This is a genomic window from Parafrigoribacterium soli (assembly GCF_040227235.1).
Lineage (GTDB): Bacteria > Actinomycetota > Actinomycetes > Actinomycetales > Microbacteriaceae > Parafrigoribacterium_A > Parafrigoribacterium_A soli.
Genome location: NZ_JBELNZ010000003.1, coordinates 503514 through 521957 on the forward strand (window position 1 = coordinate 503514; position 18444 = coordinate 521957).

Annotated in this window: 19 protein-coding genes; 16 read left to right on the plus strand and 3 right to left on the minus strand. The window is 65.2% G+C overall.

Features of this window, described 5'->3' with window-relative positions; translation table 11 throughout:
- Positions 1-48: 48 nt before the first annotated feature.
- From ABUA37_RS10715 to kduI, 7 genes are read left to right on the plus strand one after another with little or no spacing between them, the layout of a single operon-like run.
- Positions 49-996 carry a carbohydrate ABC transporter permease gene (locus ABUA37_RS10715; RefSeq protein ID WP_349899182.1) on the plus strand — a complete coding sequence of 316 codons (948 nt, stop codon included), beginning with the start codon at positions 49-51 and terminating at the stop codon, positions 994-996.
- A complete protein-coding gene (locus ABUA37_RS10720; RefSeq protein WP_349899183.1) occupies positions 993-1904 on the plus strand; it encodes a carbohydrate ABC transporter permease in 912 nt (303 codons plus the stop codon). The genes ABUA37_RS10715 and ABUA37_RS10720 overlap by 4 nt, the downstream gene beginning before the upstream one ends.
- 5 nt (positions 1905-1909) lie before the next feature.
- Entirely contained in the window at positions 1910-2581 is a 672-nt protein-coding gene (locus tag ABUA37_RS10725; protein ID WP_349899184.1) for a YesL family protein, read from the plus strand.
- 37 nt (positions 2582-2618) lie between these two features.
- On the plus strand, positions 2619-3803 hold the full coding sequence (locus tag ABUA37_RS10730) for a glycoside hydrolase family 88 protein (protein ID WP_349899185.1): 1185 nt from the start codon (positions 2619-2621) through the stop codon (positions 3801-3803).
- 28 nt (positions 3804-3831) lie between these two features.
- Entirely contained in the window at positions 3832-4749 is a 918-nt protein-coding gene (locus ABUA37_RS10735) for a fumarylacetoacetate hydrolase family protein (protein ID WP_349899186.1), read from the plus strand.
- Positions 4746-5510, plus strand: coding sequence for a 2-dehydro-3-deoxy-D-gluconate 5-dehydrogenase KduD (gene kduD, locus ABUA37_RS10740; RefSeq protein WP_349899187.1), 765 nt, complete (start codon positions 4746-4748; stop codon positions 5508-5510). Before ABUA37_RS10735 ends, kduD begins: the two co-directional genes overlap by 4 nt.
- A 32-nt stretch (positions 5511-5542) precedes the next feature.
- The gene (kduI, locus tag ABUA37_RS10745) at positions 5543-6367 is read left to right on the plus strand and encodes a 5-dehydro-4-deoxy-D-glucuronate isomerase (RefSeq protein WP_349899188.1); all 825 of its coding nucleotides are present in this window, start codon (positions 5543-5545) and stop codon (positions 6365-6367) included.
- Positions 6368-6396: 29 nt separating this feature from the next.
- Here the strand turns inward: kduI and ABUA37_RS10750 are convergent, their stop codons facing one another.
- Positions 6397-6822 (minus strand): hypothetical protein, encoded by a 426-nt coding sequence (locus ABUA37_RS10750; protein WP_349899189.1) that lies wholly within the window; start codon positions 6820-6822, stop codon positions 6397-6399.
- Positions 6823-7163: 341 nt separating this feature from the next.
- Here ABUA37_RS10750 and ABUA37_RS10755 point away from each other — a divergent pair, with 341 nt between their 5' ends.
- From ABUA37_RS10755 to ABUA37_RS10795, 9 genes are all read left to right on the plus strand, one after another.
- Positions 7164-7931 carry an electron transfer flavoprotein subunit beta/FixA family protein gene (locus ABUA37_RS10755; RefSeq protein ID WP_349899190.1) on the plus strand — a complete coding sequence of 256 codons (768 nt, stop codon included), beginning with the start codon at positions 7164-7166 and terminating at the stop codon, positions 7929-7931.
- A gap of 13 nt (positions 7932-7944) precedes the next feature.
- A complete protein-coding gene (locus tag ABUA37_RS10760; RefSeq protein WP_349899191.1) occupies positions 7945-8916 on the plus strand; it encodes an electron transfer flavoprotein subunit alpha/FixB family protein in 972 nt (323 codons plus the stop codon).
- Positions 8916-9842: a cytochrome b/b6 domain-containing protein gene (locus ABUA37_RS10765; RefSeq protein WP_349899192.1), complete on the plus strand. Its 927-nt coding sequence runs from the start codon at positions 8916-8918 to the stop codon at positions 9840-9842. The genes ABUA37_RS10760 and ABUA37_RS10765 overlap by 1 nt, the downstream gene beginning before the upstream one ends.
- Positions 9843-9980: 138 nt before the next feature.
- Entirely contained in the window at positions 9981-11774 is a 1794-nt protein-coding gene (locus tag ABUA37_RS10770) for an acyl-CoA dehydrogenase (protein ID WP_349899193.1), read from the plus strand.
- 148 nt (positions 11775-11922) lie between these two features.
- Positions 11923-12867 carry a sugar phosphate isomerase/epimerase family protein gene (locus ABUA37_RS10775; protein ID WP_349899194.1) on the plus strand — a complete coding sequence of 315 codons (945 nt, stop codon included), beginning with the start codon at positions 11923-11925 and terminating at the stop codon, positions 12865-12867.
- Between the two features lie 8 nt (positions 12868-12875).
- Positions 12876-13829 (plus strand): 3-hydroxyacyl-CoA dehydrogenase family protein, encoded by a 954-nt coding sequence (locus ABUA37_RS10780; protein ID WP_349899195.1) that lies wholly within the window; start codon positions 12876-12878, stop codon positions 13827-13829.
- A 74-nt stretch (positions 13830-13903) separates the two neighbouring features.
- Positions 13904-15163 carry an ABC transporter substrate-binding protein gene (locus ABUA37_RS10785; protein WP_349899196.1) on the plus strand — a complete coding sequence of 420 codons (1260 nt, stop codon included), beginning with the start codon at positions 13904-13906 and terminating at the stop codon, positions 15161-15163.
- Between the two features lie 170 nt (positions 15164-15333).
- Entirely contained in the window at positions 15334-16284 is a 951-nt protein-coding gene (locus ABUA37_RS10790) for a carbohydrate ABC transporter permease (protein WP_349899197.1), read from the plus strand.
- 38 nt (positions 16285-16322) lie between these two features.
- Entirely contained in the window at positions 16323-17111 is a 789-nt protein-coding gene (locus ABUA37_RS10795; protein ID WP_349899198.1) for a carbohydrate ABC transporter permease, read from the plus strand.
- Positions 17112-17159: 48 nt separating this feature from the next.
- Here the strand turns inward: ABUA37_RS10795 and ABUA37_RS10800 are convergent, their stop codons facing one another.
- Both ABUA37_RS10800 and ABUA37_RS10805 read right to left on the minus strand, forming a co-directional pair.
- The gene (locus tag ABUA37_RS10800; RefSeq protein ID WP_349899199.1) at positions 17160-17894 is read right to left on the minus strand and encodes a GntR family transcriptional regulator; all 735 of its coding nucleotides are present in this window, start codon (positions 17892-17894) and stop codon (positions 17160-17162) included.
- A 54-nt stretch (positions 17895-17948) separates the two neighbouring features.
- On the minus strand, positions 17949-18410 hold the full coding sequence (locus ABUA37_RS10805) for a ribose-5-phosphate isomerase (RefSeq protein ID WP_349899200.1): 462 nt from the start codon (positions 18408-18410) through the stop codon (positions 17949-17951).
- Between the last annotated feature and the right edge of the window lie 34 nt (positions 18411-18444).

Sequence of the window (18444 nt, forward strand, 5' to 3'; positions counted from 1 at the left end):
CCGGGTCGGCCACAACAGCTTCGTCCCAGCAGCAGAAGGCGCAACCTCATGACAACAGTCGTTCCACCGGAGACCGGCGTTCCCGCCAGGGAGGCGCACCAGCGGCCGACGCGTCGCCCGTCAGCGCTCCGACGGCGCAACGCGCTCATCGGCTGGAGTTTCATCCTCCCCAATTTCATCGGGTTCGGCGCGCTGACGCTCGTTCCGGTGGTCGTGCTCTTCTATATGTCGCTCACGAACTGGAACGTCTTCGGCAGAGCCGACTTCATCGGTCTCGCGAACTTCCAGCGACTCGTCGGCGATGGCAGCTTTCGGATCGCCCTGCTGAACACTCTGTATTTCGCGGTCATGAACATCCCGCTGACGATCGTCGCATCCCTCGGCCTTGCACTGTTGCTGAACAACAAGTTTCGCGGGGTCGCCTTCTTCCGCACGGCCGCCTTCTTCCCCTACATCACCTCGATCGTCGCGATCGCGATCGTCTGGAACCTGCTGTTCAGTCCGCAATACGGGCCCATCAACGAGGTGCTCAGGTTCGTCGGGATCACTCATCCTCCGGGGTGGCTCACCTCGACAGACTGGGCCATGCCGGCCGTAGTGGTCGTGAGCGTCTGGCGAGACATGGGCTACTACATGATCCTGTTCCTCGCGGGTCTGCAGACCGTGCCCCGTGAACTCATCGAGGCGGCCCGCGTCGACGGAGCCAACGTCATCCAGCGATTCTTCAACGTGACGCTCCCGGGCCTGCGGCCCACGACATTCTTCGTGCTCGTGATCCTGACCATCAACTCGTTCAAGATCTTCGATCTCATTCTCGTCATGACGGATGGCGGCCCCGGTCAGTCGACGCTCGTGCTGTCGCAGTTCATCTACCGCAAGGGTCTCGTTGAGAGTCAGTTCGGTTACGCCTCGGCTGCATCGGTTGCCCTGTTCTTCCTCTGCATCCTCGTGACGATCGGGCAATTTCTGTGGAACAGGCGAAGGAGCAACTCATGACCGGACTCGTCGCCCCGGAGGCGCCAGCCAGGCTCACGCTTCGCGAAGGCGAACCGCGCGAGAGGCCCAGGCGCAAGGCATCTCCACTATCGCGCCTGGGGAGAGTCATCGGTTATGTCGTGCTCATCGTGGGAGCAGTGGCACTGCTGGTTCCCTTCTTCTGGATGGTGATGAGTTCGCTCAAATCGCCAAACGAGGTCTTCTCGGTGCCGGTCGTGTGGATTCCGGACACCTTTGTGTGGAGCAACTACGTCGACATCTGGGCCAAAGCGGATATCGTCACGTGGATTCGCAACACCCTGTTCCTGGCCGTCGTCGTGACCTTCCTGCAGTTGCTCACAGGCTCCTTTGCTGCCTACGGCTTCGCACGGATGCGCTTTCGTGGTCGAGACGCGCTCTTCCTGCTCTATGTCGGCACGATCGCCGTCCCGTGGGCGTCGTACATGATCCCCCAGTTCATCCTGCTGACGAACCTCAAGGTCTCGAACACGCTCTGGTCGATCATCCTGTTACAGGCGTTCGGCGCGTTCGGTGTCTTCCTCATGAAACAGTTCTACGAGACGATCCCCGAGGAACTGTCCGAGGCGGCGCGCATCGACGGACTCAGTGAGTATTCGATCTGGTGGCGCATCATGCTGCCGCTGTCGGTGCCGGCTCTGGCGAGCCTCGCGCTGCTGACCTTCGTGACGACCTGGAACGACTATCTGGGTCCGCTGATCTATCTGCGCAACCCCGATCTGTGGACGATTCAGCTCGGGCTCAAGAGTTTCGTGAGCAGCCTTTATGACACCAACTACGCCCTCCTCTTCGCCGGGTTGAGCATCTCGGTGATCCCGATCGCCCTGATCTTCCTCTTCGGACAACGGTTCTTCGTCGAGGGACTCGCGACGAGCGGACTGAAGGGATGAGTGGCATGCGCGCAATTCCTCATGGCGTCTATTCCGCGATCTTCGGCGTCGTCTACCTCGGCCTCATGACGAATGCACTGTTGGTTGTGGGCTGCCTGCCCCTGATCGCTCTGCTGGTCACCACCGATCCGGCGTATTCGTGGCCGCTGATCGTCGTCGCGATACCGCTGTGCGCGCCGAGCCTGAGCGCAACTTTCGCGGTGTTCGGGGGGAATGCTCAGGGCGACCCGAGTGTCCTTCGGCTCTTCCTGCGTGCCTGGCGCCTGAACTGGCGGCCGTCGATGCTGCTGGGCTCGTTGGTCGCCGTCGCGCTGACGGTGCTGCTGGTGGACGTGCGTTTCTTCGCCGGTGGCCAGGCGGGCGTCGTCATCATTCCCGTGCTCGCGGTGCTGACCGCACTGAGTCTCGCTCTCGGCGCCGTCGGACTCGTTGCCATTGCGGAGGAACCCAGGGCTCGGCTGCGCACCGTCGTCACGGTGAGCCTGTACTTCCTGGCGCGGCGCTGGTATCTCACGGCGGTCTCGCTCGCGGTCCTGATCGCACAAGCTGTGCTGTTCAGTTCGATCCCGGCGATTGCGCTCGGTGTAACGGCGACGCCCGCCCTCTATCTGGTGTGGGCGAATTCCCGCTACTCCCTTCGACCAGCGATCGACACAGAATCCGCCGCGGTCGCATGACCGACCGCGCCCTCCACGACGAAAGACATCACGACCTATGAGTTCCATCTCTTCTGCGCAGCAGAACATCCCTCTCGATCTGGACGCCGCGATCGCGGCAGCGCTCCAGACCGTGCGTCGGAATATCGACGCATTCGGGGAGCGCTATCCGAATGACACGACCCTGGAGCGCCGGTACCCGTTGCGGCATGCCGCCCACGGGTTCGCCGAAGGTGCCAATAGGGGATGGACCACAAGCTTTGTCCCGGGGATGCAGTGGCTCGCCTGGGAACTCACCGGTGACCCCACTTTCCGCACCGCGGCCGCTGCTCACTCCAGGGACTTCGCCCGACGCGTGCGTGCGGGTGAGGATCTGGAAACCCACGACCTGGGATTCCTGTACACCCTGGCTTCGGTCGCCGCCTGGAAACTCACGGGCGACACCGATGCTCGCGAGGTCGCTCTGCTGGCCGCGCACCACCTCATGCGACGCTTTCTCGAGCCAGCGGGCATCATCCAGGCCTGGGGCGACCTCTCCGACCCGTCCCAGCGAGGCCGCACGATCATCGACAGCCTGATGAACATGCCCCTCCTCAGCTGGGCGGCGGAGCAGACCGGGGATGAACGATTCAGTGCCGCTGTGCTCCGACACGCCACGCAGTTGCGCGAGCACATGCTGCGGCCCGATGATTCGACGTTCCATACCTTCTATTGGGATGCCGAGACGGGTGCTCCCCTGCGGGGTGCGACCGAGCAGGGAGCCTTCGACAACTCGTGCTGGGCACGCGGCCAGGCCTGGGGCATTTACGGTTTCGCACTCAACTATCGCGCGACCGGCGATGCGTCACTTCTTGAGGCGGCCCGGCGCTGTGCCGCCTATTTCGTTGCCCATCTTCCTGCAGACAGCGTGCCGTACTGGGATCTGGTCTACACGGACGGCAGCGAGGCGCCCCGCGACAGCTCTGCGGCCGCGATCGCGGTGTGCGGCCTGCTCGAGCTGGCGGACCTGGAGGATGACGCGGCGCGCGCGGAACAGGCAGAGGGCTCTGCCCGCCGCATCCTGGCCTCGCTGGTCTCTCATTACGCACCGGCCCATTCGGAGGACTCCGACGCGCTCCTGGTGCACGGTGTCTACGATCTGCCCAAAGACATCGGTGTCGACGAGGGCACCCTCTGGGGCGACTACTTCTACCTGGAAGCGCTCGTGCGCAGTTCTCGCCGAGGGTGGAAGCCGTACTGGTGACCGCAGCGACACGAGGGAGGGGGATGGCATGCGTCTCGTGAGCTTCGCGCACGACGGCCGACCACGGCCCGGAGCACTGATCGGGTCACCCGAGGGTGACCGTGTTCTCGACCTGAGCTCGACGATGCCAGCCGGTCGGCACGGCGTTGAGAGAATCATCTCCGATGCGGAGATGCTGCGGGTCGTCGCAGAAGCGGTGCGGGTTCAGACCGCCGAACGAGAATCCGGGCAGCTTCACCTCGTCACGGAGGTGACTCTCGTCGAACCGGTGCGCCCGGGCAAGATCCTCTGTCTCGGATACAACTATCGCGGGCATGTTCCCGTCGGCGTCGACCCGACGACGGCCGATCCCGAGTTCCCGGATGTCTTCGTCAAGACTCCGAACGTGCTCGCTGGTCCGTCGGATTCGGTGACGCTGCCACGAGCGAGTACCGACGTCGACTATGAGGGCGAGATCGCGCTCGTCATCGGTCGACGTGCTCACCAGGTGCCGTTCGATCGGGCGATGGACTGCGTCGCCGGGCTCACCCTGTTCAACGATGTCTCCGCCCGCGATTGGCAGGGCCGTTCGAGCCAGTGGGAACTGGGCAAGTGCTTCGACGGTTTCGGCGTTCTCGGCCCCGCCATCGTCACGCTCGATGAGGTGCCCGATCCTCATGACCTGCTGCTCGAGGTCGTGCGCGACGGCATCGTGACCGTGTCGCAGAGCACGTCGACGATGGTCTTCTCCATGCCGCTTCTCGTGCACTACCTGAGCCAGGTAATGACGCTCGAACCCGGGGACATCATCTCCACGGGGAGTCCGCAGAAGACGGCGGACGCGCTGGCCGCCCATCGGCCGCTCGCGGATGGCGACGCCGTCACCATCCGCGTCGCCGGGCTCGGCGAACTGACCACCAGCTTCGTCTCACCGACCGTTTCACCGATCTCCGGAGTGCAGCCATGATTCTCGATTCCTTCAGGCTCAACGGCAAAGTGGCACTTGTCACGGGCTCAAACCGCGGGCTCGGTCAGGGGGCTGCGCTCGCGCTCGCCGAAGCCGGGGCCGATATCGCGCTGCTCGAGCGCAGCGCGGGAGGTGAAACCGCCGCGCGCATCAAGGCCCTTGGTCGTCGGGTGCACACCGTGCACGCGGACCTCTCCACGGCAACGGCCGAGAGCCTCGCCGCGGCCGTCACCGAGGTGATCGATGTGCTCGGCACCGTCGACATCCTGGTCAACAACGCTGGCACGATTCGCCGCGCCCCCGCGGTCGACTACTCGGTCGCCGAGTGGAATGAGGTGCTCACCGTCAATCTCGATGCCGTGTTCCACCTGTCCCAGGCGACGGGTCGGCACATGATCGGCAAGGGCGGCGGCCGCATCATCAATGTCGCGTCCATGTTGTCTTTCCAGGGCGGCGTGCTCGTCCCCGCCTATACCGCGTCCAAACACGCGGTCGCCGGACTCACCAAGGCACTGGCCAACGAGTGGGCCGCATCCGGAGTGACGGTGAACGCCATCGCACCCGGTTATATGGCCACAGACAACACGGCCGCCATCCGGGACGACGCCGATCGTGAGAGTGCCATTCTGGCCAGGATCCCCTCCGGACGCTGGGGCACCCCAACCGATCTGCAGGGCGCGTTCGTCTTCCTCGCCTCGGATGCTGCGGCCTACGTCACCGGCGCGGTCATCCCGGTCGACGGCGGCTGGCTCGCGCGCTAGAACCTCATCACCACGGAATCAGGAGAGAACACATGGAACAGCGGTATACGACCCATCCGGATCAGATTCGGGGTATGACGACGGAAGACCTGCGTGCGAACTACCTCGTGCCGGAGGTCTTTGTGCCCGGCGAGATCACGGTCGTCTACACCCATCACGACCGGGTCGTGCTGGGCGGAGCGGTTCCCGCGGGCAGGGACTTGTCCCTTCCTGGCTATCCCGAGATTCGCAGCGACTACTTCCTCGAGCACCGCGAGCTCGGAATCATCAACGTCGGCGGCACGGGAACGGTCACGGCCGACGGCGAGATCTACACCCTGGTGAAGGGAGCGTGCCTGTACCTGGGCCGCGGCATCCGAGAGGTGGTCTTCGCCGACGCCGACGGTGCCGCGCAGTTCTACCTGTTCTCCGCGCCGGCACACACGAGCTATCCGTCGGCGTTGGTCTCTCCCGGGGAGGGCACCGTGCGCGAGCTGGGCGACCAGCTCACGTCCAACCGCCGAACCCTCAACCAGTACATCCACGAGGACGGTGTGCGCTCATGCCAGATCGTCATGGGAGTCACCGAACTGCATCCCGGATCGATGTGGAACACGATGCCGGCGCACACCCACGATCGTCGCACCGAGTGCTACCTGTATTTCGACATTCCGGAGGACGCGCGGGTCATCCACCTGCTCGGTGAGCGCCAGGAGACCCGGCACCTCGTGGTTGCCGACCGCCAGGCGATCATCTCGCCCAGCTGGTCGCTGCACTCGGGAGTCGGCACCGCGTCCTACTCGTTCATCTGGGCGATGGCCGGAGAGAACCAGGCCTTCGATGACATGGATGCTGCGGCGGTGACGACCCTGCGCTGATGAGCGCGGCTGTCCAGCGCGGCGGCTTCTCAGTCGGGAATCGAGAGCGTGACCGGCGCCGCCTCGGCGGGACCACCGCACTGCTCGGTGCCACCCACCCTCGTCCACCGCCGCGAAACCTCGCGCTCCGCGAGCACCGTGCCATCCGCGGAGTTGGCGCGCACCGTCATCGTCTTCGGCGCGGACATCCCCACCTGGAACGTCCAGTTGTGATCGTCGACCCGCACCTCGATCGGTGGAATTGCGATCGGGGCGGATGTCGGGGCCGGGCCCTGCGCATCCGGTATCGCGGTCGCCCGTTGCAGCGGCTCGTCCTGCTGCTGCAGCTCGCCCGCAGCGACCGAGCACGTTTCGTCGATGCACAACTGCACGGTGTGAACCTTCTGTACCGCTCCCTTGAGAGTCACGGTCGCCGTATTGATCCACCCGATCGCCGTGCACGCCTGCGGCAACATAGAGCAGCCGACGAGCGTCGAGCCGAGGCAAACCAGAGCGACGAGGGCCGTAAACAGTCTTCGCATGCTTCATGCTGGCAGTGCCGCGTGCGTGCGGGCTGAACCGGGCGATGACGTTACCCAACCGTGAGCAGCCCACCAAGGCGTCGCGCATGTGCCCGTCCTCCAACCGGGCGAAGCACGCGCAAACGCTGATAGTGAGAACCCCACATCTGATGCCGGTACGTTCAGGCCCGCCGCATACGATGATCTTTAGTTCTGTCGGATAGTCATCGATCGAATGTGTCTGTGGCGGCGCTTCACGAGAGGGCCGCGCGGGGCCCACGAGGAGGAGAGAATCAATGAAGATCATCGTGCTGGTGAAGCAGGTGCCAGACACCTATGACGAGCGAAAGCTCGATCCAACCACTGGAATCCTCGACCGCGACGCGAGCGAGCCGATCATCGATGAGATCGTCGAGCGGGCGATCGAGACCGCGCTGACGTTCAAGGACGCGCAGAAAGACACCGAGGTGGTCCTCCTCGCCATGGGGCCGGATGCCCTCACCGCGTCCCTGCGCAAGGGCCTGTCCCTGGGTGCAGACTCCGCCATTCACGTGCTCGACGATGGCCTCGAGGCGGCCGACCTCGTGCGCACCTCCGCCGTGCTTGCCGCCGCCGCCGCGAACAGCGGTTACGACCTGATCATCGCCGGCAACGAATCGACGGATGGCCGTGGCGGCGTCATGCCCGCCATGGTCGCCGAGAGACTGGGAGTGCCGCACCTCACCGCCATCGATTCGGTCGAGGTCTCGGGCACCACGATCAGCGGCGCTCGTGAGACGGAGAATGGCAGCCTCGACGTTCACGCCACCCTCCCCGCCGTCATCTCGATCACCGAGCGCGCACCGGAGGCGCGCTTCCCGAACTTCAAGGGCATTCTCGGCGCGAAGAAGAAGCCGATCACCGTGCTGTCGCTCGGCGACCTCGCCGTCGCCGAGACGGGCGCTCGCTCCGTGATCCTGAGCACGACCGAACGCCCGGCGCGAGAGGCGGGAAAGAAGATCGTTGACGAGGGCAACGCCGGAGTGGAGCTCGCCGAGTTCCTCGCCGCTGGCCACCTGATCTGACAAGGAGCGGACAATGTCCAACGTACTCACGCTGATCGAACTCTCGGGCACGGGAGCAATCAGGAACACGGCCGCGGGACTCATCGCCGCCGCCGCAAAGCTCGGAACGCCGGTGGCGGTCGTCGCCGCCAAGCCCGGCGCCGGATCCGCGCTCGCCGGGGAACTCGGCACACTGGGCGCGGCCCAGGTCTACGTCGCGGAGAGCGACCAGGTCGGTTCGCTGCTTGTGGCCCCCGAGGTCGAGGCTCTCGTCGCCGCCCATACGGCACTCGATCCCGCGGCGATCCTTCTCGCTCACTCGGTCGAGGGGCGTGATGTCGCCGCCCGGCTGGCCGTGCGCATCGGTGGCGGCCTCCTCGTCGATGCCGTGGACGTGCGAGCGGAAGCCGGCAGAATCGTCGCCACCCACTCCGTCTTCGGTGGCGCGTACACGGTCGAGGCCGCTGTCGAGGGCGGAACGCCCATCGTCACGGTGCGCTCCGGTGCCATCCAGGATCGCGCCGACGCCGCAACGGCCGAGGTGACGGTCGCGTCGATCGAGGTCGATGCGTCCGCAGCCGCTGTGATCGATGCCGTTCACGACCAGGTCGTGGCCTCATCCCGCCCGGAGCTTCGCGACGCATCCACCGTCGTCTCCGGCGGTCGCGGACTCGGCTCAAAGGAGAAGTTCGAACTCGTCGAGCGACTGGCTGACGCTCTCGGTGGCGCCGTCGGGGCATCCCGCGCCGCGGTCGACGCGGGCTACGTGCCGCAGACGCTGCAGGTCGGCCAGACCGGCACCACGGTGGCTCCGCAGCTCTACATCGCGCTTGGAATCTCCGGCGCCATCCAGCACCGGGCGGGCATGCAGACGGCCAAGACCATCGTCGCGATCAATAAGGACGCGGATGCGCCGATCTTCGACATCGCGGACTTCGGTATCGTTGGCGACGTGTTCACCGTCGTGCCGCAGCTCATCGAGTCGATCGAGGCACGGAAACACTAGTGGCAACGAAAAACGCGTCCATCACCTCGAGCAGGTGGTTCAAGCTCGTCTGGGTCATCCCCGCCGCACTCGTCGTGCTCTTCCTCATCGTGCTCGCGGCCAAGGGCATCCGCAGCCTTCCCGCGGTGCAGTCCTTCATGAGCGACTACCCGGGGCGCTCGGCGCTCCCGGAGGGCGCTCCCGTCGGCTTCCCGGCCTGGCTCGCCTGGCAGCACTATCTCAACTTCTTCTTCATCGTGCTGATCATTCGGGCGGGATGGAAGGTGCGCACCACGGGCAGGCCTCCGGCGCGCTGGATGCGCAATAACACGGGCCTCATCCGCACGAAGAACCCACCGCTCAAGATCAGCCTCGATCTCTGGTTCCACCTCAGCCTCGGCTGGCTGTGGATCATCAACGGCGCGCTCTTCTACGTGTTGATCTTCACGACCGGGCAGTGGACCCGCATCGTGCCCGTGCACTGGGACGTCTTCCCGAACGCGGTATCCGTGGCGATCCAGTACGCCTCGCTGAATTGGCCGGTCGACAACGGCTGGGTCAACTACAACGCGCTGCAGCTGATCGCCTACTTCGTCACCGTGTTCATCGCGGCGCCGCTGGCAATCCTCACCGGCTGGCGGATGTCGGGGGCCTGGCCGAGGAACGCCGTGAAGCTCAACCGGGTCTACCCCATTACGCTCGCGAGGGCGATCCACTTCCCCGTGATGCTGTACTTCGTGCTGTTCATTGTCGTGCACGTGACACTCGTGCTGGCGACCGGGGCGCTGCGCAACCTCAACCATATGTACGGCGGCAGCGACAACGAGAACTGGGTCGGATTCGGAATCTTCGCGGCCTCGCTCGTGGTGGTCATCGCCGCTTGGGTGGCCGCTCGACCGGTCCTGCTGCGGCCGGTCGCCTCGCTCATGGGCTCGATCAGCCGCTGATCGCATCCTGGCGGCGGTTGTAGGAAAACACCGCGGTTTCTCGGCGCATCCGAGCCAGAATTGTGCGGAATCGGCACAATTCTGGGCAGTTGCCGGGCCGGCCCTGTCGCGCGATCTGCTCGGGTTACGCTGGCGAGCATGAGCCAGTATCGTCCCCAAGTTTCAGACCTCGCCTTCACCCTCGAACACGTCGTCGGGTATCCGGAGATCGCCGGAATGCCCGGCTTCGAGCAGGCCGACCTCGACACTGTGGTCGAACTGCTCGAGGAGTGCGGCGACTTCATGGCCGAGGTCGTCGCGCCGACCAACCGCGCCGGTGACCTCGAAGGTGCCCGCAGGCAGCCCGACGGTACCGTCGTGACGCCCACCGGATTCAAGGAGGCCTACGCTCAGTACGTCGAGGCCGGCTGGGGCGCGGTCCCACTGCCCGAGGAGTTCGGCGGCGGCGGCTTCCCGCGCACCATCGGCCTGGCCATCCAGGAACTCATGACCACGGCGAACATGGCCTTCGCCCTTGCTCCCCTCCTCACCCAGGGCGCCATCGAGGCCCTGCTGCACTACGGCAGCGACGAACTCAAGCAGCGCTACCTGCCCAAGATGGTGACCGGCGAGTGGAGCGGCACCATGAACCTCACCGAGCCGCAGGCGGGGTCGGATGTCGGCGCGCTGACCACGCGCGCGGTCAAGAACGACGACGGCACCTACGCCATCACTGGCCAGAAGATCTTCATCACCTTCGGCGACCACGACATGGCCGAGCAGATCGTGCACCTCGTTCTCGCCCGCACCCCAGGCGCACCGGCCGGCACCAAGGGCATCTCCTGCTTCATCGTGCCGAAGTTCCTCGTGAACGACGACGGTTCGCTGGGCGAGCGCAACGGCGTGCAGACGCTGTCTCTCGAGCACAAGCTCGGCATCCACGGCTCGCCGACCTGCGTGCTGTCGTACGAAGACGCCACCGGATACCTCATCGGCGAGGAGAACTTCGGCATGCGCATCATGTTCATCATGATGAACAGCGCTCGCCTGTCGGTGGGCATGCAGGGTGTCGCCGTGGCGGAGCGTGCCTACCAGCAGTCGCTCGACTACGCGCGCGAGCGCATCCAGGGCCGCGCGATCGGTGCCGAGAGCGACTCGGCGATCATCGACTTCCCGGACGTTCGCCGCATGCTCATGACTCAGAAGACCTACCTGGCGGCTTCGCGCCGTCTGATGATGCTGAACGCCGCGTATGTCGACCGCAGCACCAATGATCCCGACCCCGCGGCACGTGCGCGAGCGCTCGAGATCGTCGGGCTGCTGACCCCGATCTGCAAGTCGTTCGGCACCGATCTCGGCAACGAGCTCACCTCGCTCGCGCTGCAGATTCACGGCGGCATGGGGTTCGTCGAGGAGACCGGCGTAGCGCAGCACTACCGCGACGTGCGCATCACGGCGATCTACGAGGGCACGAACGGCATCCAGGCGGCGGACCTCGTGGGGCGCAAGCTCGGCATCCGCATGGGCGCGTCCTTCATGGAGTTCCACGCCACGATGCGGGAGATCCTGCCGGAGCTCGAGGCCGCCGGTGCCGAGTTCGACTCGATCAGGACAGAGCTCGAGCGGCAGTTCGGCGCGCTCGAGAAGGCCACGGGTTGGATGCTGAAGACCGGGATGGGTGACCCGAATGCGGTGCTCGCCGGCTCGGTTCCCTACCAGCGCATGTGGGGACTGTGCCTCGGAGGCTGGCTCCTCGCGCGCTCGGCTCTCGCGGGCCTGACCGTGGACGACGCCGAGCAGGCGGAGACGCAACTCGTCATGGCGCGCTTCTATGCCGAGCAGCTTCTGCCGGCATCCGGTGCCCTGCTGGGTGCCGCAACGGCGGGCGCGCGCGATCTCTTCGCACTCGACGCCGACCAGCTCGCCGACGCGGTGCGGCGCAAGGTCAGCTAGCCGCTCTTTCTCGGGGTGCTGGGGTCGCGCCCCCGGCACCAGCGTGAGGCGATGCATCCGCATGCCTTGCGCAATTCGTGCTGCCGCAATACTCTTTCCTATAGGATATAGGTCGCCAGCCAGACGGTGACCGGAGCAATGGAGCAGCATGTCACAGCAGGAGACCCGATACAACGCCGACACCTGGCCGATCGCCACCTGTCTCCACTCATTCCCGCCCGTCGACAAGAACGGCGTCGCCATGCACGACGCCCCGGCCGAGGTGTGGGACGACATGTTCGCCCAGATCGAGCGCGTGGGCTTTACCCTCGCGGAGCTCGCTGACAGCCACGTTCGCCCCGCGGACCTCGAACCCTCCCGCCGCGACGAGTTCCTCTCGATCGCGAAGTCGCACGGCATCGGCATTCCGTCCGTGCACCTGCAGCGCCAGAGCGTGATCATGCCGGGCCACGAGGAGAAGAACCTCGCCTACGCGCACCGCACCATCGACGCCGCAGCCGAGTGGGGCATGCAGGTCTTCTCCACCGGACTGCACCAGCCGTTCAACGAGGCCCAGAAGAAGGCGCTGTGGTTCTGGACCGCGCAGGGCCCGAAGGATCCGGATGACCCGGAGGTGTGGGACGCCGCGGTGTCGCGCATCCGTGAGCTCGGCCAGCACGCGGCATCCGTGGGCCTGCCGCTCGCGCTCGAACTGTATGAAGACACCTACCTCGGCACCGCCGACAGCGCCGTGCGCTTCGTCGAAGCCGTGGGTCTCGACAACGTGGGACTCAACCCCGACGTGGCCAACCTCATCCGCCTGCACCGCCCGGTCGAAGACTGGCGCGAGTTGTACGCGAAGACGCTTCCCTACGCGAACTACTGGCACGTGAAGAACTACACGAGGGACGAGTCGGCGGATGGCTCGTGGGCCACCTCGGTGCCCTCCACCATGGAGACCGGGCTCATCGACTACCGCGCCGTCTTCCGCATGGCCATCGAGGCCGGCTTCAACGGCATCATCCTGGCCGAGCAGTACGGCGGAGACAGTCTCAGCGTCTGCGCCACCAACGAGAAGTACATTCGCACCCTGCTGCCGCTGGCAGCGAAGTAAGGAACACCATGACCAACCACACAGTCGCCATCGTCGGATCGGGCTACATGGGCGGGGGCATCGCCCAGGTGCTCGCGCTGTCTGGCCTCACGGTGCAGATCGCCGACATCTCGGCCGAGATCGCCACCAAGAACTACGAACGGCTCATCGAAGAGGCGAAGCAGTTCGTTGCAGACGGACTGTTCCCGGCCGACGCGGTCGAGCGCATCCGGGCGAACGTCTCGCCGGCGGCGTCGATCGAGGATGCGGTGGCCGACGCGGACTTCATCGAGGAGGCCGTTCCCGAGAAGATCGAGATCAAGCACGCGACGCTGGAGCGCATCAGCGCCGCGGCCCGCCCGGACGCGATCATCGGCTCCAACACCTCGACGATCCTGATCGAGTCGCTCGCCACCGCGGTCACGAACCCGGAGCGCTTTCTCGGCGTGCACTTCTCCAACCCGGCCCCGTTCATCCCGGGCGTCGAGCTGATCCCGCACGCGGGCACCGCCGAGGCCGCGATCGCCGCCGTCGAGCAGATCGTTGCGGGTACAGGCAAGGAGACCGCGCGGGTCAAAGACTCCACGGGCTTCGTGCTCAACCGCCTGCAGTACGCGCTCTTCCACGAGGCGACCCAGATCGTCGAGGAGGGCATCGCGACTCCCGAGGACATCGACACGATCGTGCGCACCACGTTCGGCTTCCGCCTTCCGGTCTTCGGACCATTCGCCATCGCCGACATGGCCGGCCTCGACGTCTACGCCTTCTGCTACGCCTCGCTGCAGACCCGCTGGCCCGAGCGCTTCGCCACCCCGGACTCGCTCAAGGAATTGGTGGATGCGGGAAAGTTCGGCACCAAGTCCGGCGCCGGCTACCTCGACGTGCCGGCCGAACGCACCGCCGAACTCGTCGCCTACCGCAACAAGGCCTACGTGGCGATCAAGAAGCTCATGGATGAGCTCGGCCCGGCGCCCATCCACTGATCAATCCATCACGTCCCACAGCTATCCATCCGGATATCCCGTAAGAGCACGAAAATAAAAGGAGTGAGAACGGCATGAAATCAAAGAACATCTTCAAGGCGATTGCGGTGGCATCCGCAATCAGCCTCGCACTCGTCGGCTGTTCCAGCGGAGGAGGGGGCGGCAAGGATGCCTCCTCGGACTCCGGCAAGGTGCCCACGATCACCTTCGCGGCGGCAACCTTCGCCGAGACCGGTCGCGGACCGCTGCTCGAGGCATGGCTTGACACCTTCAACAAGAGCCAGAACAAGGTGAAGGTCGTTCCGGCCTCCATTCCGTTCCCGACCTTCGCGGCCACGATCCTCACCCAGATGGGTGGCGGAACCGGCCCGGATATCATCCGCTTCGACGCCTCTGACTTCGCTGCTGCAGCTCAGGCCGGTCTCCTCGAACCGCTCGACAAGGTCGTCGACACCAAGAAGTACGACTTCATCAAGGCGCCGGACAAGACGAACTTCGTCGATGGCAAGCGTTACGGTGTCATGTTCGAGATCGCCAACTACGCGCTGATCTACAACACCGACCTCGTGAAGACCCCGCCGAAGAACTTCGACGAGTTCCTCGCCGCTGCCAAGGCGGCAACGAAGGATGGCGTCTACGGCTTCGGTATGCGCCAGACGCAGCCCGAAGAGGCCGGCATGTGGCAGGACGTCATGAACTACGTCTACGGCTTTGGCGGCCAGTGGTCCAACGGCAAGAAGCTCACGCTGAACTCCCCCAAGGTCATTGACGGAATCAACGCCTACAAGGAGGTGTACGACGCGAACGTCATTCCGAAGGGTGCGACGGCCTCGACGTACCGCACCATGTTCGGCGCCGGCAAGCTCGCCATGGAGGTCGACAACGGCGGAGTCGCCGGCGTCATCCAGGCCATGAACGCCAACCTGCACCTGAGCGCGGCGGCCAACCCGTTCCCGTACAAGGCGTTCGGCGGCATCCAGACCCCGACCGGTGTCAACAAGAACAGCAAGCACATCGATGGGGCCAACGCCTTCATCAAGTGGATGCTGCAGCCCAAGAACCAGGAGAGCCTGCAGTTGGTGCTCGGTTCGGCCAGCGTCGCGACGAAGACCACGCGCTCCGCTGAGCAGCTGAAGAAGATCCCGTACGCTCCCGTCTACGATGCGCTGACCGAGTACAGCAACCCGCAGTACGTGAAGGGCTTCGAAGCGAAGACCCCGGCCATCCGCAAGATCGTCATCACCAAGGTGATCAGTGCCATTCAGGGCCAGCAGAGCGTGAAGGATGCGATGGACCAGGCGCAGGAGGAAGCCACCGCAGCAGTCGGCGGCTGATCGACTGAACGACGGCGCTTGAACGGTGCTGGTGCGGCAAATTATCGTCGCACCGGCGCCGTTCGGCTCCGGCGCCGCACCACCGTCGCCGCATCGGCACCGCGGCGATTCAGCACCTGTGATTGTGCATCCACTCCGGTCTCGGCACGACACGACAGAAAGTTAGATCGATGACGACCTCTCTGAAAGAGCCCTCGCGCACGACGCGGCCTCCGGCCACGCGGCGCAAGCGCAGCCCACTCGGAAGCAAGTGGACTCCCTATTTCTTCCTGGGACCGGCGGCCCTGTACCTCCTGCTGTTCCAGGGCTACCCGCTCCTTCAGGAGCTGTGGCTCGGTTTCACCCGAACCTCCCTGCTCAACCCGACCGCGAACGAATGGATCGGGCTCGACAACTACGTCAAGATCTTCTCGAGCTCGCAGTTCCAGCACACGCTCTGGATCACCTTCGTCTACGTTGTCGTCTGCGTGGTGGGCACTATCACCATCGGCCTCGGCGCCGCGCTGCTCATGAACGGCAACTTCCGCGGCCGGGGCGTCGCTCGCGCCCTCATAGCGATCCCATGGGCCGCGCCCGCGGTCGCGGTCGCGCTGATCGCCACCTGGATGGTCGACTCGCAGTACGGCATCGTCAACCGCGTGCTCGACGCCGTCGGCCTCGGTGTTCCGGGCGGCTCGATCCTCAACAGCACCACCTACGCGCTTCCCGCCATCCTCATCACCACCATCTGGCAGCTCTTCCCGTTCGTCGCGGTCGTGCTGCTGTCGGCGCTGCAGTCCGTGCCGAAGGATGTGCAGGAGTCGGCCATGATGGACGGCGCCGGGGTCATCTGGTCGTTCCGTGTCGTGACCTGGCCCGTGATCAAGCCCTCGATCGGGCTGCTCGCGCTCCTCATGACCATCTGGTCCATCCGGCGCTTCGAGCTGATCTGGCTCATGACCCGCGGAGGCCCGGTCGGTTCGACCAACACCCTCGTCATCGACCTGTATTCGCAGGCGTTCGAGCTGAACGACATCGGAACGGCCGCCGCAGTGGGCATGGTCGGCGTTGTGATCTCGCTCCTCGTCGTCACCGCAAGCAGCTACATAAGCCGCAAGGCCGAGCAGGAGAACGCACGATGAAAAAATTCAGCGTAGGCACCCCCGTTCGAATCCTGTTCGTGTTGATCGTCCTCGGGCTGGCCGTCTTCCCGCTCTACTGGATGTTCACGACCTCGCTCACGAGCGACGCGAACCTGTTCGGCAAGACCGTTCAGCCGTTCCCCGACTTCTCCCGCATCGGCGTCTATGGCGAGGCGCTGTTCTCCGGAAACGTTCCGCGCTGGCTGCTCAACAGCCTCATCATCGCGGCAGGCACCTGTCTGCTGTCTGTGGTGCTTGGCATCCCGCTCGGTTACGCGCTTTCGCGGTTCAGCTTCCGGGGCAAGACACTCGCGGGCGTGGGGCTGTTTCTCACCCAGATGCTGCCGGAGGCGCTGCTCGTCGTGCCGCTGTTCGCGCTGTTCCGCCAGCTCGGCCTACTCAACTCGCTCGCTGGGCTGATCCTGGCGGATACCGCGTTCGTGCTGCCGATCGTCGCGTTCATCCTCAAGGGAGCGATCGATGGCATCCCTCGCGAACTCGAAGAGGCGGCTCGCGTTGACGGCTGCCGCCCGTTCACCATCCTCACCCGTATCAACCTGCCGCTGATCGCGCCGACGCTCGCCGCGGCAGCCGTCATCTCGTTCTTCAGCGGCTGGAACGAGTACGTCTTCGCGGTCACCTTCGCTGCCGATCCGCTCGTGCAGCCGGCATCCGTCGGTCTGGCCGGGTTCATCGGCGAGCTGAGCACACCGCTGCAGACGGTGATGGCCGTGTCGGTGGTCTACACGCTGCCCGCCGTGGCCTTCTACCTCATGGCACAGAAGTACGTGGTGTCGGGAATGACCGCCGGGGCCGTCAAGGGCTGAGCCGCTCGGCGCGGACTCCGGGTCATGCCGCGACCGCGCCGCAGCGGGCTACGCGCTGTGGTGCGGTGCGTCGAGGTGCGAGTCGGAGCGGGAGCGGATGCGCACCTTCTCGATGTGACTGCGCATGGCGGCGACCGCGCTGTGTGCATCGCCCTCGCGGAAGGCATCGAGGATGGCTGCGTGCTCAACGACGGCCTGGTCGGCGTCGGAGGTTCCGCTCTGCACGGTCTGCCGCATCCGGTGTACGCGGGTTGAGATCGCATCCGACATGTCGAGCAGGAACGGGTTCTGCGCGCTCTCGAAGATCACGTGGTGAAACTTCCAGTCGACCTCGAAATAGGTCTGCAGCAGCGCCACCGAGATGTCAGATTCGGATGCCGCCTGCTTGACCTTCTCGGTGATCTCGCGATGAGCGGCGAGGGCATCCTCGAGCAGGGGGACGACGGTGGCGGTGTGTGCGGCCGCGAGTTCGACCACGCCGCTCTCGAGCACGATGCGGGCGTCGAACAGTGCCTCGAGCTGACCGTCGGAAATCGGCGGCGCGACGCGGTACCCCTTATTGGCCTCGCGGGTGACGAGACCGGTGCGTTCGAGCAGCACAAGCGCCTCGCGCACGGGGGTCGGCGACACATTGAGATCGCGCGCCACGGTGTCGATCGACAGGCGTGAACCCGGCTCGATCTCGGGGCTCATCAGGGCGCTGAGAACGAGTTCGTACACGCGGTCGCGCAGGCCTCGACGTTCGAGGGCGATCCCCGCGTGAAGCGAACTTGTATCAAGCATCCGTACCTCCCGGAAAGCGAATGTTATCAGCAGCGCGGGAGGTGCTCGCCGCTATCAGAGGCCTTCGTAGGCGCAGATCTCCTGCACCTTCTCGTTGGATGCACTCGACTCGTCGAAGACGTAGCCCAACCACTCCCGCACGTTGCGACGAGCAAGCTCGATGCCGATCACGCGCTGGCCTATGCAGAGCACCTGCGCGTTGTTCGAGAGCACCGCTCGCTCGACCGAGTATGAGTCGTGCGCGGTGGCCGCCCGGATGCCGGGGACCTTGTTCGCGGCGATCGCCACGCCGAGTCCGGTGCCGCAGATCAGCACGGCACGGTCGGCATCACCGCGCGCGACGATCTCGGCGGCGGCGGTGGCGACGGTGGGGTAGTTGGTGTGCGACTCGGCATCCACGCCGACGTCGGTGACCGAGGCGACGAGGTCGCTCGCGAGGAGATCCTTCTTGATGATTTCCTTGTAGTCGAAGCCCGCGTCGTCCGAGCCGATCACGATGCGCCACTGGTTTGTCATGGTTGATCCTTCCCTGTTTCTGTTGGTGCGAGCC